We start from the raw sequence: 16,733 nt of genomic DNA on the forward strand, positions 1-16,733 counted from the left end.
TTCACGTGTCTAAAATTCAACTGCAAATCCAAAACCTTAATTTGTCTTTTCGTGGTCTACATGTATTGCGAAATATAAATATGGTTGTAAGAAGAGGGGAATTGCACGCGGTTATAGGACCAAACGGTGCAGGTAAAAGCAGCTTGCTTAACTGTATTAGTGGACTGTACAAGTTTCAATCGGGTGATATTTATTTCCAAAATCAATCTTTTCGTCGAAAAAAGCCACATCAAATTGCAGAGTTAGGGATTGGCAGATTATTTCAAAATATTGAGTTGTTTAAAAATATGACAGTTATTGATAATTTACTCCTCGGGAGACATCGTTTAATAAAGTCAGGTGTTTTGGCATCAGCATTTTATGTAGGTAAATCTATGAAACAGGAAATTGAACATAGGGAAAAGGTAGAGGAAATTGTTGAATTTTTAGAATTAGAGAATTATAGAATGAAGGCTGTTGGCAGCCTTCCTTATGGAATACAAAAACGAGTAGATCTTGGCCGTGCTTTAGCAGGAGAACCAGAACTTTTGTTACTAGATGAACCGATTGCTGGAATGAATGTTGACGAAAAGGAGGATATGGCCCGATTTATAAATGAAGTTCGGATGACACTTGGAACTACTATGATACTGATTGAACATGATATGAGTTTTGTCATGGATCTAGCAGACCAAGTTACCGTTATAGATTTTGGTGAAAAGGTTGCCGAGGGAGAACCAGAAGAAATTCAAGAAAATCCAAATGTTATAAGAGCTTATTTGGGAAGCATATCCAATTCAAAATTTGATTCTGGGCAGAGGGAGGCTGAAATCAATGAGATCATTAGCTAGCAGCAGAGAAAGGTGTTTATCCGTAAATGGAGCCTCCCCTCAGATTAATGACAAATATAAGGGAAAACTTTCTCTTAATAACACCTTTCCAATAATTTTTGTAAATCAAGTATTAAAATTAGGGGATAAACCAGCTATTCGACACAAGGTGTTAGGGAAATGGAAGGAAACAAATTGGAATGAGTATTACGAGCATGTTGAGCTATTTGCATCTGGATTAAAAGCTACAGGGTTCATAAAGGGTGATAAACTAGCTATTTTAGGTGATAATTGCCCCGAATGGATTTATGCTGATTTAGCGACACAGCATATAGGCGGAATAAGTGTTGGGATTTATCCCGGCAGCACGGAGTCTGAATTGCACTTTATCCTATCCCATTCAGATGCAAAAGTATGTGTAGTATCAGATCAAGAGCAACTAGATAGAGTCTTAGAATGTGAATCGGTCTTACCTAATCTAGAAAAGATTATTGTAATCAATGTTAAAGGAATTCGACATTATCTAAGCGATAAAATTACTACATTTCGCGACATCCAAGAAATAGGAAAAAACTATGCAAAGCTACATCCTGATGAATATTTGGAAAATTTGTTAACTATTGAAGAACATGATGTATCCATGATTGTTTATACATCTGGAAGTACAGGTCCTCCCAAGGGGGCTATGATTAATCAAAATAATATACTAACATCGGTTAAGCAATTGAATTCTGTAAGTCAGATGTACGAAGGCGATACAGTTGTTTCGTATCTCCCCTTGCCTCATATCCTTGAAAGAATATTAGCACTATATATTCCTCTTTATATTGGAGGGATAGTGAATTTTGCAGAAAGTATAGAAACCGTAGAAAAAAATCTTAATGAAATTGCCCCGACGTTATTCTTGGCAGTTCCCCGCATTTGGGAAAAAATCTATTCAAATCATTTAATGAAGATGAAAGAAACTACGTTTTGGGCACGTGTTATTTATAAACAAGCCATTAAGGTTGGTTTGAAATATATTCATAGAAAAAACTCGGGTGTTCATATCAATTTTGGTCTCAATTTGCAATATCGATTTTTTCACTTTCTGGTTTTTAGACCATTGTTAGATCATTTTGGCCTTCGTCGAGTACGGGTATGTTTAAATGGTTTTGGATCAATGGACCCTGAGATTATAAAGTTTTATCATTTGTTAGGGTTAGAAATAAGAGAAGGATACGGGCAATCGGAAAGTTCGGGACTCGTCACTATCAATCAAGGAAATGACTTTTTGTTTGGAACAGTCGGGAAAAAGGTATCTGGAGTTGAGATTAAATTAAATAATGAAGGTGAAGTGCTAGTTAGAGGTAAAAATGTTTTTGCCGGATACTACAAGGATTTTGCAACTTCGGCCTTATCTGTTGTTGATGGTTGGCTGCATACAGGTGATATCGGAAGATTTGGTGAGTCAGGGCATCTTTACTTAGTAGGCAGAAAGAAGGATATCTTTATTAATTCGGAAGGGACTAGAGTCTCTCCACAAGAAATAGAGAACAAACTAAAAATTAGTCCCTATATTAAAGAAGCAATTTTAATAGGGAGAAATCGCAAGTACCTTACAGCATTAATTGAAGTTGACGTAGAGAATGTAGGATATTGGATGCAAAAAAATCGAATACCGTATACGACATTTAAAAATATGTCTCAGAATGAAAAAGTGATTACACTGATTCAACGAGAGATCAAAACAATTAACGATTTATTGCCTTTTGAGGTAACAGTTAAAAAGTTTAAATTATTCGATAAAGAGCTAGTTCAAAGTGACGAAGAATTAACAAGTATTCACATCATTAAACGTGAAACCATTGAAGAGAAATATAAGGATTTAATTGAAAGCATGTACACTGAAAAAGAAGGGGTATTGTAATGGGATATTTTCTTCAATTAGTTGTAAGTGGTTTGTCGGTGGGCTGTATTTATGCATTAGTGGCACTTGGGTTTGTAGTCATCTATAAAGCTTCCAAAATCATTAATATGGCCCAGGGTGAACTGGTAATGATAGGTGCTTACATCGCTCTCTTCTTTTTAGTTGATATTAAGTGGAATATTGGAATAGCATTACTGATGACGTTACTTTGTATGGTTATGCTTGGCTATCTCTTAAACCGGATCGTTATGCAAAGGTTTCTTGAAGAGTCTGTCCTTTCCTCAATTATGGTTACTATTGGAATTGCTAGTTTTCTACGAGGATTAAGTGGAATTGTGTTTGGTTTAAGAGAAACAAGAATTCCCTCTCTATTCGGTGACGGAACGATAAAAATAGGCTCTGCCTCTCTATATGAATTAGAGTTGTGGACTATTCTAATCGCTACAATATTAATTGTTGCAATTACTATTTTTTTTCGTTATTCAAAAATAGGTCTTGCTATGAGAGCATCGGCCGAAAACAAAGAAGTTGCACAGGCAATGGGAATTAGCGTTACCTCTATTCTTATGATTTCATGGCTTATTGCTGCACTAGTAGCAGGAATTGGTGGGATTTTTTATAGTCAAATTAATTATGTTACACCTAGCATTTATTTAGTTGGTTTAAAGGCACTTCCTGCAATTTTTCTAGGTGGAATAGATAGTATAAAAGGATCGATTGTTGGTGGAGTATCAATCGGTTTGATCGAATCTTTTGCAGGAGGATTTATCGGTGGAGATATTAAAGAAATAGCAGCATTTATTGTTTTATTTATCGTTTTAATGGTTAAACCACATGGATTATACGGCACAGTGGAAGTCAAAAGAGTTTGATGTATTACGAGGAGGTGGAAATTTGGCTAGAAGTGGACACTACCATATTAACTATAAGCAAGAAATAACCATACTTAATACAGTAAATCGAAAGTTATTCACGACTATGGGGATTATTTTTTCACTAGTATTGCCTCTTCTTATAGGAAATTATTGGTTAAACACATTAAACTTTGCTTTGATTGCTGTTATAGGTGCTTTAGGATTAAATATTTTAACTGGATTGACTGGGTTAATTTCAATAGGACATGGTGCGTTTGTAGCTATTGGTGCCTATGTGGCGGCGATTTTATCAAGTTATGGATTTTCCTTTATTTTTGTGTTCTTTTTAACTGCAATTATTACAATGTTATTTGGACTCATTGTAGGGTTGCCAGCTTTAAGACTTGAGGGACTTTATTTAGCAGTATCTACTTTTGTTTTCCACTTTATTATATTATATGTAATTGCAAAACTTTCCAATTTTACTGGTGGGCATAATGGAATGAGCATCGCTAAACCTGTAATAGGTTCTTGGGTAATCAACACACAGATAGAGTTTTATTATCTAATTATTCCCTTCATAATTGTATTAATGATTTTTGCTTCCAATATAAAGTTTCGTAGTAAGTTGGGAAGAGCTCTTGTCGCTATTAGGGATAGTGATGTAGCAGCAACAACAATGGGGATAAATCTGATAAAATACAAAGTTTTAGCTTTTGGAATCTCATCTTTTTATGCTGGTATTGCAGGTTGTCTGTTTGCCTATTTGGTAGGGTTTATAAGTCCTGATCACTTTGGTATTGAAATGTCGATTGGATATTTAGCAATGCTTATTGCTGGTGGGATGGGCACTATACCTGGGGCAGTTATTGGTGCTTTGTTTATTTCCATACTTCCAGAAGCTTTACGTATGGGAGTAAATTTCTTTAACGATTTGATTCCTCAATTAACGTCAATTTTTGCATTATTGAGTCAAAGTGTATATGGGCTAATTATCATATTGTTTCTGATGTATGAACCAAAAGGATTATATGGAATATGGCAAAATATCAAAGAAAAAATGAATGCTTTCCCATATAGGCACTCAAAATAGACTGAATATTCCGGTTTATAGAGTTTGATACTTGATTAATAAGAAACTAATGAGAGGTGGTGGTGATTGGGTAATGTTTTATTATTTTACTTAAAAATGAAACCAAAAGGTTAGTAGGGGACAATTTTTATACCAAAAAGTAAGGAGTGATAACTTGGTGAAACGTTTATTGATAATAACCGTAACAATAATGCTTGTTGTCTTGTCAGCATGTTCAGGGGGCGGAAACAAAACAGCCACTGAATCTAGCAATAACGAAGCTCGAGGAATATCTGATGAAGCCATTAATATTGGATTATTAGTAGATTTAACGGGACCATATCAAGCTGCGGGTACACAAATGAAAGTGGGGATTAAGACCTACTTTGATTATATAAATGATAATGGCGGGATAAATGGCCGACAAATCAAGCTTTTTACTGAGGACAATGGAGCCAATCCTGCTACTACTGCAACAGCTATTAATAAACTTGTGTTTAACGACAAGGTTTTTGCGTTGGCAGGTATCCAGGGGTCAGCAGCGTTTGCTGGGGCCTATGACTTCATCGATGAAAATCAAGTACCGACATTTAGTTTAGGTTTTTCATCAGTTAATCATATTCCACATCGTCCTATGATTTTTAGCTCAGCTGTTCCATATAGTTTGCAGGGAAGTAGAGTAATTAATTATATTGTAAAAGAATTGGATATTTCTAAACCACAGATCGGTGTGTTGTACCAAGACGATGACTTTGGTATAGATTTCTTAAACGGTGCAAAAGAAGAGGCAAAAGCACTAGGTGTAGAAATTTTGGCTGAAGAAGCTTTTCCTAGGGGAGCTGAAGATATTAGTTCACAAGTTGCAAATCTCCAACGTAAAGGAGCAGAGCAGGTATTTGTAGCTGGAATTTATACAACTGCGGGTCAATTTATGAAAGAAGCAAATAAAATTGGATATGAACCAGTAGTAATAGGACCAGGACCATCTCGTGGTGACCCTTTCTTTGATATTGCCGGTAAAACTGGTAAAGGGTATTTATTGGTTGACTATTTTGCCCCGTTAGACGATCCGGCATTGGATGAAATCAAAGGAATTGTTGCCAAGTATGCTCCAGGAGAATTGTTAAATAATAATATGATGTTTGGGTTGGCGAATGCTATTACTTTAGTTGAAATATTTAAAGATGTTGGAGACGACATTACACCGAAAAGTTTTGTAACACAAGCAGAAAATATGTCAAATATTGATATGAAGGGGTTAATGACTAATATAACCTTTACTCCTGAGAAACATTATGGAATTACAGAAACAAGAGTATTCGAAAGCAATATTCCTGAAAAAAAATGGACACAAGTATCGGAACCAAAAGCACCTGAGATTAAAGACATCAATAAAATTGGTAAATAAACCTTGGTAAAAACACCCTACCTTAGCAAATGTTCTAAGGAGGGTGTGATTAAATAAAGTTGTCTCTTTGATTCATAATATTGAATTTTTACTGTTTTGTCATTCCGAAAGAGAGAATTACAGATAACCCTGTAACTTAAGTTATTAGTGTCAATTAAAATGAATTCAGTTGAAATGAGGAAAATTTATATGGACTTTCATTTTGTAGTTGATTTCGACGACGTTGACTATGCTAGAGTAGTATATTTTGGTAGATATTACACATATGCAGAAAAAGCAGAGGCTCATATGCTAAGACAATTTGGTTTATCTAACAAAATTCTATGTGAGGAATATAATATTGGTACTCCAATAGTATTTAGCCAATGTCATTACTATCAACCTGCTAGATTGGAAGATCAACTAGTGGTTAAAATTCAATTGCATGACTTATCCGAAAAAGGCTTTAGTATTCATTTTGAGATTTACAAAGAGGGAAATGATAGTAAATTGGTGAGTGGCAAAACAGACCACAGATTTATAAATATTAATAATTTTAAATCAACTAGAATACCCGAAGATCTATATACGAAGTTTTCACAAATCCAAAAAGAGGTGAACAATCAATGGTAATGGTGAATGTAGTTAAAGGAAAGTTTTTTGATGATCTAAATATTGGAGATGAGTTTACTTCAACAATTACTTTAACTGAAACACATCTAGTTTTAGGAAGTGCCTTGTTAGGTGATTTTAATCCCGTGCATGTTAATCAATTATTCGTAGACCAGACAAAATTTAAACAGCGTATTTTTCCTGGTCCCTTTACTTTAGGAGTAATGGCAAGCGCATTAGGAAACTTTTTTTCAGGATCTGCAGTGGCTAATACAGATATTCAAGGGAAATTTACAAATCCAGTTTATGCCAACGACACGATCCAAACAAGATGGATTATTGATAACTTAACTTTTAAAGAAAAGCTTCAGGCAGGCTTTGTTCATTTAAAAGGGTATTGTATTAACCAACATGAAGAAAAAGTGGTTGAAGCTTCTGCTGTTGTTTTGGTGAAAATAAAGTAAAAACTACAGATGGAGAAGTGTAATTAAATGGCAAAAGCTGAAGAAAGTAAAAAAATCTCTAGACGTTTTGAAATTATAGAACACGCCGCGAAAATTTTTCGCGAAAAAGGCTATAAAAATGCTACTTTAAAAGACGTAGTAGAAGAATTAAAAATAACTGCACCAGCTTTATATTATCATGTGAAAAACAAACAAGAAATTTTATTTTTTATTTATCAAAAAACAATGGACCTAGGTTTAAACGCTTTGGATCGAATTGTTAAAGAATCAAATAGTCCAGGGGAGAAATTGAAAAAAGCCATAAAGGAATATATATTCTTGGTTTCAAAAAATATGGATATATTTACGGTATTTTTTCAAGAAAAACACCATCTTACTGATGAACACTTTATCCATATAACTGAGCAAGAAAAGAAATTTGTTAAACTCATTCAAGATATTTATAAGCAAGGTGTAGAGAGTGGAGATTTTATCGAATTAGACTCTGTTATTGTCGTCAATGGAATTTTGGGGGCATGTAGTTGGATTTATAAATGGTATGATCCGAACGAAAAGATAGATATTGACAGAATAGCAGATATATTTTATCGAATGATAACAGACGGACTGAGACGATAAAGAGAAACGATATAACAAGGAGTTGGATTATGAAAAGAGTATCAATAATCGGTGTAGGTATGACAAAATTTAGCAGATACCCTGAATTAACGATAAGGAACTTGACTCATCTATCCGTTGAACAAGCATTGAAAGATGCAGACGTAGAAAAAAAAGAAATTGAAGCGATATTTTTTGCTAATTCGATGGCTGGATTTATTACAGGGCAGGAGTGTATCAGGGGACAGGTTAGTTTGTGGGGATCGGGACTGTCTGGGATACCCATTTACAATATTGAAAATGCTTGTGCAAGTGGATCAACTGCTTTTAATTTAGCAAGTATGGCAGTTGAATTAGGTCAGTATAATACAGTATTGGTTGTAGGTACGGAGAAGCTCTACCATGTAGATAGGAAGAAAACGTTACTTGCTTTAGCCGCGGCAACAGATGTAGAAAAGATTCAGGGAGAACAAAAAAGCAGCGTGTTCTTGGAATCTTATGCAAAAAGAGCAAAACAGTATATGGAACTATATGGGGCTGAACCGATGCATCTAGCCAAAATTGCTAGTAAGAACCGATTTCATGCTTCCTTAAATCCATTAGCACAATACAGAGAGCGTTTGGATATAGAGGAAATACTAGCTTCTCCTAAAGTAGCTGATCCATTGACTCGGCTCATGTGCTCTCCAATAGGAGATGGATCTGCGGCAATTGTGTTATCTAATCGTTCTGTTTCAAATCGAAAAAATTTAAACAAAGCAGTAAGTATTGCAGCTTCAGTAATACGATCAGGTTCGTCCGATACGGAAAATGGAAACAGTGCTGTTGATCTAGCAATTCAGAAGGCCTATTTTGTGGCAGGAGTTGATCCTAGTGATGTTGACTTGGCTGAGGTTCATGATGCCACTTCTCCAGCCGAACTTTTTCTATATGAATCACTTGGATTTGCTAAACAAGGAGAAGGAATTAGATTGATAGAAAATAGTGATACAACATTAGGAGGTAAGATACCAATTAATACCAGTGGTGGATTGGTATCCAAAGGGAATCCAAGCGGAGCCACGGGTGTGGCACAAATATGTGAGATTGTTTGGCAGTTGCGTGGAGATGCAGGAGAACGACAGGTTCAAAACGCTAAGGTTGGGTTAACACATAATTCAGGTGGGCGAATTGGTGAAGATTCTGCAGCTGTCGGTATCCATATTTTTAAAGTGTGATTTTAATTAATATTAATTAAAATTTTTCGAGGAGGAATATAAGGTGACTATACATCTCAAAGAAAGAACGCAAGAGTTTTTTGAATATGTAACAAACGGCGGCAAAGTTGATGCTACAGATTGGATGCCAGAGGAATATAAAATTGAAGTTAGGCGTGTAATGGGATTTCAAGGTCTGGCTGAAATTGTCGGTGGGATGATATTTTCAGAGTGGATTCCTAAAAATCCATCAATTATCCGAAAAATGATGTATACAGCAAAGTCCCAAGATGAAATGGGTCATGCGCATATCCTTATTCGTTCTTGTGAAGATATTGGATTATCAAGGGAAGAAATTGTTGAAGGGTATATCAGTGGAGAAAATAAATTATTAAATATATTTCATTATGATTTCAAATCTTTTGAAGAAATGGTTTCCGGAATGTTGTTACAAAACACAGCAGCCATTGTTCAATTTCAGTCTTTAGTCAATACTAGTTATCTTCCATATCATAGGTCGTTGCGTAAAATTATGAAAGAAGAAGCATTTCATTATAATCTAGCGATTAATATGATTGAACATATATCAAAAAACGGAACAAAGAAGCAAAAAGATGCCATTCAATCTTCGATAGATTTATGGTTTCCAAGAATGTTAGCTTATTTTGGACCATCAGATCGTGACAAACCTAAAAATCATGCAATGAAAATGAGAGTGAAGGTAGATTTTAATGATACGATACGTGACAATTGGTTAAATAAAATTGTTCCATTAGTTAAATCACTTGGATATCAAATTAATGATCCTCAATTGTTAAAAGATAAGGAAACCGCTTATTGGAGTTACACCATGCCAAATTGGGAAGAAGTCAAACATGTCCTAAAGGGGAATGGCCCATGTTCTGAATATTGGCGTAAGAAAGTTGAAAAAAGTTACGAATCCTCACGCTGGATAAGGGAATTGGCCAAAAAAAAGAAAAATATTGTATAGAACATAGAAAGGGAGGATGTAACCATGAATGAATTCAATATTTATGAAGTGATAAGACATGAACAAGCTGAGAGAAATCCAGTACATGTAGGAAGTGTACGTGCACCGAATGAAAAACTAGCTTTACACTGTGCACGCGAAATTTTTGCACGGCGTGAAAATTGCTATAAATTAACTGTTGTTGAAAGACAACACTTTCATACGATTGAGGATTCCGAGTACTTGAGTTTAGCTAAAGAAAAAACATACCGGCAACCATCAGTAACATTCTAACCTAATAATATATTAAAGGAGGAAAAGGGATGAATATAGACCCTCTAATTAAGCAATTTTTACTCGAATGGGCTGAAGATGAATTTTGGGTAGGGCATTTAATGGCGAAAAAAGTATACGATTATGGACCTGATCTGGAAGAAAATATTGCTATAGGTTCCATTTCACAGGACGAGATGGGTCACTGTCGCATGTTGCTACGTTCAATTATAGAATCAAAATCAGAAAAAGAGATGGATAAGTTGATGTATGAAAGGCCGCCTGAGGAATTGAATGTCTCTCGTTTAGCTGAATACTGGTATGAATATGATTGGGTAAAGTTCATAATCAAACAATTATTCTATGATGTAGTCGATCATGAAAGATTAAAGTTTAGCGAAAAGCTGGCATTACCTATAATTGACAATATTTCAAATATAATGAGGAGGGAAGAATCTATACACCTTGAGCATTGGACAGAGTGGGCACTGATTATTTCAGAAGATAAATATGGAAGAATGAAGATTCAAGAGACAGTCGATGAAATTTATCCTCTTCTTTCTGACTTTTTCTCTGGTACGTTATACAAAGAAATTTCGGAAAAATATTTGGATGTCACTTTAAAGCCGGAAGATCTTTTATCACAATCTTTACAAAAAATAAAGGATATCTTATTTCTCCTTAATGTAGAAATTCCATATTCTGAAGAACAAATGATCGCTAAATTGGTGCAAAAAGGAGGGCGTAACGGAATACACTCTGAAGGCTTTTCAGAATTGTACAATGAGCTAACCACTGTATACAGAGAAAACCCCGAGTTCGTTTGGGGATAATTGAAAGGAGTGGATGATGGTGGAGTTGATCTCGGCTGAAGTGAGGAAAAACAGCGTTTATGAATTATTAGAGTCAGTAGATGACCCCGAATTGCCGATTAGTATTATAGACTTAGGAATTGTCAAAGATATTTCGGTTTCAAATAAAACCATTCATATTCGGCTCATTCCCACCTTTTCGGGTTGTCCCGCGTTAGAGTATATTGAAGATTTGGTTAAAAAAACCATTGAGAAGATACATACAAATATGAATGTGTATGTAGATTGGGACTTTAATGGTGACTGGGGTGCTGAGTTGATAAGCAAAAAAGGTGTTACAAAACTCCAGGAATTTGGGATTGCTGTTGCATTGAACAATCATGTGAACTGTCCATATTGTAATTCAGTTCATGCAGTTCAAGAGACGGTTTTTGGAACAACACTTTGTCGGGAAATTTACTATTGCAAGACATGTAAAAATCCTTTCGAAAAAATGAAACATCTAAAAAATAAAACGTTAGCAATAACCAGTAATAAGAAAATATTTAAAAACCTTGTTATTTAAATAAAGTTTACTGAATTTTTAGATTTGATTAAACTTCTTGTTTGGAGGATAAATATGATAAAACAGAAATTTTTATGGGAAGAATTAATCAGCGAAGATAATCATTTAAATATGTTTGTAAATGGTAAGTGGGTAACAGCCGAATCTAATGAATGGGATCCAGTATATGACCCAGCAACAAAAGATATAATTGGTTATGTGCCACTTGGTGGAACAGCTGAGGCAGAACTAGCTGTTGATTCTGCATCTAAAGCATTCCCAATTTGGTCGGCTAAGAGTGGAAGAGAACGTTCTAAATATTTATATAAACTAGCTAATTTGTTACGAAAAGAGTTGGATCCAATCGCATCTTTATTATCGGCCGAAAGTGGAAAAACCTTGCAGGAGGCTATGGGTGAAGTTAGGTCGGCAATTGCTTATGTAAGTTGGTATACGGAGGAGGCGAAACGTGTTTATGGTACGGTCATTCCTCCAGCGGATAGAGATAAGCGTATATTTGTAATAAAACAACCTGTTGGAGTTGTAGCATCTATTTGCCCATTTAATTTTCCTTTTGGAATTATAGCTAGAAAATTGGCTGCCTCACTAGCTGCAGGTTGTACGTATGTAGCTAAACCGGCACCAGAAACACCTCTAACTGCGTTAATATTAGCTCGTTTAGTTGAAAAAGCGGGATTTCCAGACGGTGTTATAAATATTATTACTGGTAATGCTGAAGAAATTGGTAATGTTTTTTGTGAACATCCTGCAGTCCGGAAAATTACATTTACAGGTTCAACACATGTGGGAAGACATTTGGCTGTTAAAGCAGCTAGCAATTTGAAGCAAACACATATGGAATTAGGAGGTAACTCCCCATGCATTATATTTCCGGATATAGACCAAGAAAAAATCTTGGATTCACTCGTTTATGCTAAGTTTCGAAATGCAGGGCAAATCTGCGGTTCACCAAATAGAATTTATGTACATGAATCAATTGCTGATGAATTTTTTGATCGCTTTATCCAAAAAATCAACACCCTTAAAGTAGGGCCTGGTCACCATAAAGAGTCAAATATTGGCCCCTTAATTAACCAACGTGCTGTTGAAAAAGTTGATAGGTTAGTCAACGATGCTATACAGAAAGGGGCCGAAGCTTATGTGTGCGGAGATGTTGTTACCGAGGTAGACTTATCTGAAGGTTACTATTATCGGCCTACATTGATTAAGAATGCAAATGAAGAAATGGATATTTGCAAAGAAGAAACCTTCGGCCCTATTGGAACATTTTTGACTTTCAAGGATGAGGAAGAAGTAATTAAACGAGCAACAGCTACCCCTTATGGTTTAATGGCTTTTGTATATTCGCAAGACATTACACGAGTATTGCGTATGTCAGAAAAGCTTGAGGTAGGAAATGTAGGTGTTAACGGTGCTGTTTCTGCTAATATTGAATCTCCTTTCGGAGGTATAAAAAATAGTGGTTGGGGTAGAGAAGGTGGACAGGAAGGCATTAATGATTTCCTTGAAAGTGTGACTGTTTCTATACAATTATAATTTTAAACATTTATCGTATTTAAGAAATACTGTCTTCAGGTCATTGGTCATTTAACTGTTCATCAAGTACATTGTTTATTGAATTCGAAATTAAAAGTGAAAAATAATAACACAAAAGTCCTTAAATAATCCCCCACCTTTATATAAAGATGGGGATTTCATTTATTTGCTATGTATTCTTTTTAAAGACACGACAACCATTCATAATATCACCATTGAAAATTCAACAGGTTGTAATTAAAAAAATAAGGAGGAGATGTTTAAATGGTTAAAAATATTGTTGTTGTGGGCTCAGGAGTAATGGGTAGAGGCATAGCCTACATAGCAGCTATTGGCGGTTTTAGCACTATAGTGGTAGATGTTAATCCAGTTGCATTAGAAAGTGCAAAAAAAGAAATTAATACAATTTTTAAAAAGGGAATTCGTTATGGAAAATTGTTAGAAGTGGAAGCAACAGATGCTAAAAATAGAATCCTATATTCCTCTAATTTAAAAGAAACTGCAACTCTAGCAGATTTAATTATTGAAGCAGTGCCGGAAAAAGAGGAAATTAAAAGAGCGGTTTATGAAGCAATTGAAGAAGCTGCACCATCTCATTGTTTTTTTGCTACTAATACATCTACAATGAGCCCTACGGAAATAGGTTCTTATGGAAAGAGACCTGAAAAAACCATTGCCATGCATTTCTTTAATCCTGTCCATAAAATGCCGCTAATTGAGATTATACGTGGTTTAGAGACAAGCGATGAAACAACAGAGGTCATTAAAGAAGTTGCACAAAAAATGGGCAAAGAAATTGTTGTAATTAATGAATTCCCTGGATTTGTAACAAGTAGAATTAGTGCTCTCGTTGGTAATGAAGCATTCTATATGCTTCAAGAAGGATTGGGGACACCTCAAGAAATTGATAAAGCGATTAAGCTCGGACTAAATTATCCGATGGGACCATTTGAGCTAGGAGACTTAGTGGGATTAGATACCCGATTAAATAATTTACGATATCTACATGAAAAGCTAGGTGAGAAGTATCGACCTGCTCCATTATTAGAGCAATACGTCAGTGCTGGCCGCCTTGGTCGTAAATCCGGAAAAGGTGTGTACGATTATACAATAAAAAATGAGGAGGTACTTCAAAAATGAAAGAAGTTGTAATCGTTGACGCTGTACGAACGCCAATAGGAAGGTATAATGGTGCTTTAAAAACCGTTCGTCCTGATGATTTGGGCGCCATTGTAATTAGGGCACTCTTAGATAGAAATCCCAATGTTCCTATATCGGAAATTGATGAAGTAGTATTTGGAAATGCAAACCAAGCAGGGGAAGATAACCGTAATGTAGCTCGTATGTCAGCTTTGCTTGCAGGTCTACCCGTTGAAGTGGGGGGTACAACTCTTAACCGTCTATGTGGTTCAGGTATGGACGCTGTGATATATGCAGCCAGAGCAATAACAATAGGAGATGGGGACATTTTCATAGCAGGAGGAACGGAAAGTATGACCCGTGCTCCTTATGTAATGGCTAAACCAGATAAAGAATTTCCTAGAGGATCAATGGAGCTTCAAGATACAACTATTGGGTGGAGATTTACGAATAAGAAACTTGAAGAAATGTATGGGTCGGAAACTATGCCAAAGACAGCTGAAAATGTTGCAGAACGTTTTCAAATCTCTCGTGAAGCCCAAGATGAATTTGCATTACAAAGCCAATTAAAAACAAAGAAGGCTATTGAAGAAAATCGTTTTGCCAATGAAATTATTCCAGTCGTGATTCGTGATCACAAAGGAAACGAAACAGTTGTAGACACAGATGAGCATCCACGCCTTGATAGTACTTTAGAAAACCTTAACAAGTTAAAGCCTATTTTTCAAGGGGGCACTGTAACAGCGGGAAATGCATCTGGAGTAAATGACGGTGCTTCTGCTCTTTTACTCATGAGTGCTGACAAAGCAGATGAGTTAGGACTCAAACCACTAGCAAGATATGTAGTGGGTGCTACAGCAGGATTAGAACCTTCTATTATGGGTCTCGGACCAATTTTTGCGACAAGAAAAGCATTAAACAGGAGTTGCCTTTCTATGGATGAAATCGGTCGAATAGAATTGAACGAAGCTTTTGCTTCTCAGTCTTTGGAATGTATCCGCCAATTAGAATTAGATCTAGAAAAAGTCAATGTAAACGGGGGTGCTATCGCCTTAGGGCATCCACTAGGTGCAAGTGGGGCCAGAATCTTAACTACCTTAATACACGAGATGAATAAAGAAAATATTAAGTACGGCCTGGCTACCATGTGTATTGGCGTTGGTCAAGGGATCGCAGTAATTGTTGAAAATAAATCTTAAAATGTGAATGTTAATCTTTTTTAATGGTTAGAATATAAGAAATATTTTTATAACATAAAATCTATTAAGTTAGAGGACATTAAAAATAGCATTAGGTGAGGGAGACATGGACAATAATAAAGTGTTGTTTGAGGTACGAGATCAAATTGGATATTTAACCATTAACCGACCAGACGTCTTGAATGTATTTGATTATCCGACGCTTCTTTCCTTGGAAGAAAAGTTGGAGGACATTCAATTCAGTTCGGAAGTACGTGTTGTAATAATCACTGGGGCCGGAGAAAAGGCTTTTAGTGCTGGAGCAGATTTAAAAGAAAGGACAACATTGTCCGCTAGTGAAACAAGAAGGAATGTCAAAAAAATTCGTGGCGTTTTTGATAAAATAGCCAATCTTCCTCAACCAACGATTGCTGCAGTAAATGGCTATGCATTTGGTGGAGGGTTTGAGCTTATATTGGCTTGTGATTTAAAGATTGCAGCGAAGGATGCGAGAATGGGGCTGACTGAAGTGCAATGGGGAATTATACCAGGTGCAGGAGGAACCCAACGTTTACCTAGACTTATTGGAGAGACAAAAGCTAAGAAACTAATTTTTACGGCTGAGAAAATTAGTGCTGATGAAGCCTATTGTCTGGGCATCTTAACTAAAGTTGTCGACAAAAAACTATTAATGTCAGAATGTGAAGATTTAGCAAAAAAAATACTTAATAACGCACCCATTGCTCTTAAACAAGCAAAGTATGCAATTAACTATGGGTTAAGCACAGATATTCAGACTGGTTTAGCCATTGAATCCAAGGCTTATGAAATTACTATTCCAACCAAAGACAGATTAGAGGCACTCAAAGCATTTAATGAAAAACGCAAACCTAATTTTAAAGGAGAGTAGCCTAATACCTATTGGAATACCTTTTAGCAAAATAGATATTAATATTGGGATTAAACGAGAGTAATGAATAGCCTTTTCTTATTATGATCAAATTTCTGTTCATGAGAAGATGAAAAAACTCGCTAATTCAAACATTAAGATATGGAAGAGTACATTTGGAGAAATATAGATTTACACATAATTTCATAGGAAATTTTACACTTTGAAATATCAGTGAAACAAGGGTATTTAATGATCTTAAACTTGATAATCACATAGAATTGCTAATGCTTCTAGAATGTTAAGTTCACGAAAATGAAAGTAGTTATGACGTGGCTAGGTTTTTTGAATAAGAAAAACAGATCAGGCACCATAGAATTCCACACATACATGTATAACATTTTCAGATATATAAATAAATCTTGGTGCCTGTCACGCCCCGCAAGAACTTTTCCAAACGACTTCTAAAA

The 16,733-nt window shown here is 35.6% G+C and carries 17 protein-coding genes; all 17 read left to right on the forward strand.

The window, feature by feature from the left end; genetic code table 11:
• Positions 1-5 precede the first annotated feature (5 nt).
• Positions 6-830 (forward strand): ABC transporter ATP-binding protein, encoded by an 825-nt coding sequence (locus V7124_RS22010; protein WP_335493511.1) that lies wholly within the window; start codon positions 6-8, stop codon positions 828-830.
• Complete coding sequence (locus V7124_RS22015; protein WP_335493513.1) at positions 814-2,718, forward strand: AMP-dependent synthetase/ligase; 1,905 nt, start codon at positions 814-816, stop codon at positions 2,716-2,718. Before V7124_RS22010 ends, V7124_RS22015 begins: the two co-directional genes overlap by 17 nt.
• Complete coding sequence (locus V7124_RS22020; protein WP_335493515.1) at positions 2,718-3,590, forward strand: branched-chain amino acid ABC transporter permease; 873 nt, start codon at positions 2,718-2,720, stop codon at positions 3,588-3,590. Before V7124_RS22015 ends, V7124_RS22020 begins: the two co-directional genes overlap by 1 nt.
• 22 nt (positions 3,591-3,612) lie before the next feature.
• Positions 3,613-4,665, forward strand: coding sequence for a branched-chain amino acid ABC transporter permease (locus tag V7124_RS22025; protein WP_335493517.1), 1,053 nt, complete (start codon positions 3,613-3,615; stop codon positions 4,663-4,665).
• A gap of 157 nt (positions 4,666-4,822) precedes the next feature.
• Positions 4,823-6,052: an ABC transporter substrate-binding protein gene (locus V7124_RS22030; RefSeq protein WP_335493550.1), complete on the forward strand. Its 1,230-nt coding sequence runs from the start codon at positions 4,823-4,825 to the stop codon at positions 6,050-6,052.
• Between the two features lie 159 nt (positions 6,053-6,211).
• Positions 6,212-6,664 carry an acyl-CoA thioesterase gene (locus V7124_RS22035; RefSeq protein ID WP_335493520.1) on the forward strand — a complete coding sequence of 151 codons (453 nt, stop codon included), beginning with the start codon at positions 6,212-6,214 and terminating at the stop codon, positions 6,662-6,664.
• Positions 6,658-7,107 (forward strand): MaoC family dehydratase, encoded by a 450-nt coding sequence (locus V7124_RS22040; protein ID WP_335493522.1) that lies wholly within the window; start codon positions 6,658-6,660, stop codon positions 7,105-7,107. The genes V7124_RS22035 and V7124_RS22040 overlap by 7 nt, the downstream gene beginning before the upstream one ends.
• A gap of 27 nt (positions 7,108-7,134) precedes the next feature.
• On the forward strand, positions 7,135-7,725 hold the full coding sequence (locus V7124_RS22045) for a TetR/AcrR family transcriptional regulator (RefSeq protein ID WP_335493525.1): 591 nt from the start codon (positions 7,135-7,137) through the stop codon (positions 7,723-7,725).
• A gap of 29 nt (positions 7,726-7,754) precedes the next feature.
• Complete coding sequence (locus V7124_RS22050; RefSeq protein ID WP_335493527.1) at positions 7,755-8,921, forward strand: thiolase family protein; 1,167 nt, start codon at positions 7,755-7,757, stop codon at positions 8,919-8,921.
• Between the two features lie 43 nt (positions 8,922-8,964).
• Positions 8,965-9,891, forward strand: coding sequence for a Phenylacetic acid catabolic protein (locus V7124_RS22055; RefSeq protein ID WP_335493529.1), 927 nt, complete (start codon positions 8,965-8,967; stop codon positions 9,889-9,891).
• Between the two features lie 24 nt (positions 9,892-9,915).
• Complete coding sequence (locus V7124_RS22060; RefSeq protein WP_335493531.1) at positions 9,916-10,164, forward strand: hypothetical protein; 249 nt, start codon at positions 9,916-9,918, stop codon at positions 10,162-10,164.
• A 29-nt stretch (positions 10,165-10,193) separates the two neighbouring features.
• Positions 10,194-10,976: a Phenylacetic acid catabolic protein gene (locus V7124_RS22065; RefSeq protein ID WP_335493533.1), complete on the forward strand. Its 783-nt coding sequence runs from the start codon at positions 10,194-10,196 to the stop codon at positions 10,974-10,976.
• 19 nt (positions 10,977-10,995) lie between these two features.
• Positions 10,996-11,520 (forward strand): 1,2-phenylacetyl-CoA epoxidase subunit PaaD, encoded by a 525-nt coding sequence (paaD, locus tag V7124_RS22070; protein ID WP_335493535.1) that lies wholly within the window; start codon positions 10,996-10,998, stop codon positions 11,518-11,520.
• A gap of 54 nt (positions 11,521-11,574) precedes the next feature.
• On the forward strand, positions 11,575-13,056 hold the full coding sequence (locus V7124_RS22075; RefSeq protein WP_335493537.1) for an NAD-dependent succinate-semialdehyde dehydrogenase: 1,482 nt from the start codon (positions 11,575-11,577) through the stop codon (positions 13,054-13,056).
• Between the two features lie 264 nt (positions 13,057-13,320).
• The gene (locus tag V7124_RS22080) at positions 13,321-14,196 is read left to right on the forward strand and encodes a 3-hydroxyacyl-CoA dehydrogenase (protein ID WP_335493539.1); all 876 of its coding nucleotides are present in this window, start codon (positions 13,321-13,323) and stop codon (positions 14,194-14,196) included.
• On the forward strand, positions 14,193-15,395 hold the full coding sequence (locus V7124_RS22085) for an acetyl-CoA C-acyltransferase (protein WP_335493541.1): 1,203 nt from the start codon (positions 14,193-14,195) through the stop codon (positions 15,393-15,395). Before V7124_RS22080 ends, V7124_RS22085 begins: the two co-directional genes overlap by 4 nt.
• A gap of 106 nt (positions 15,396-15,501) precedes the next feature.
• Entirely contained in the window at positions 15,502-16,284 is a 783-nt protein-coding gene (locus V7124_RS22090) for an enoyl-CoA hydratase-related protein (RefSeq protein WP_335493544.1), read from the forward strand.
• Positions 16,285-16,733 lie beyond the last annotated feature (449 nt).

It is taken from the genome of Neobacillus niacini, from assembly GCF_036961885.1.
Lineage (GTDB): Bacteria > Bacillota > Bacilli > Bacillales > Cytobacillaceae > Neobacillus > Neobacillus niacini_H.

What these genes read in the sequence shown, in the direction of transcription:
- V7124_RS22050 (WP_335493527.1), top strand. Translation starts at nt 7,755, where the DNA reads ATGAAAAGAGTATCAATAATCGGTGTAGGTATGACAAAATTTAGCAGA.
- V7124_RS22015 (WP_335493513.1), top strand. Translation starts at nt 814, where the DNA reads ATGAGATCATTAGCTAGCAGCAGAGAAAGGTGTTTATCCGTAAATGGA.
- V7124_RS22060 (WP_335493531.1), top strand. Translation starts at nt 9,916, where the DNA reads ATGAATGAATTCAATATTTATGAAGTGATAAGACATGAACAAGCTGAG.
- V7124_RS22020 (WP_335493515.1), top strand. Translation starts at nt 2,718, where the DNA reads ATGGGATATTTTCTTCAATTAGTTGTAAGTGGTTTGTCGGTGGGCTGT.
- V7124_RS22085 (WP_335493541.1), top strand. Translation starts at nt 14,193, where the DNA reads ATGAAAGAAGTTGTAATCGTTGACGCTGTACGAACGCCAATAGGAAGG.
- V7124_RS22045 (WP_335493525.1), top strand. Translation starts at nt 7,135, where the DNA reads ATGGCAAAAGCTGAAGAAAGTAAAAAAATCTCTAGACGTTTTGAAATT.
- V7124_RS22080 (WP_335493539.1), top strand. Translation starts at nt 13,321, where the DNA reads ATGGTTAAAAATATTGTTGTTGTGGGCTCAGGAGTAATGGGTAGAGGC.
- V7124_RS22090 (WP_335493544.1), top strand. Translation starts at nt 15,502, where the DNA reads ATGGACAATAATAAAGTGTTGTTTGAGGTACGAGATCAAATTGGATAT.
- V7124_RS22035 (WP_335493520.1), top strand. Translation starts at nt 6,212, where the DNA reads ATGAATTCAGTTGAAATGAGGAAAATTTATATGGACTTTCATTTTGTA.
- V7124_RS22065 (WP_335493533.1), top strand. Translation starts at nt 10,194, where the DNA reads ATGAATATAGACCCTCTAATTAAGCAATTTTTACTCGAATGGGCTGAA.
- V7124_RS22040 (WP_335493522.1), top strand. Translation starts at nt 6,658, where the DNA reads ATGGTAATGGTGAATGTAGTTAAAGGAAAGTTTTTTGATGATCTAAAT.
- V7124_RS22075 (WP_335493537.1), top strand. Translation starts at nt 11,575, where the DNA reads ATGATAAAACAGAAATTTTTATGGGAAGAATTAATCAGCGAAGATAAT.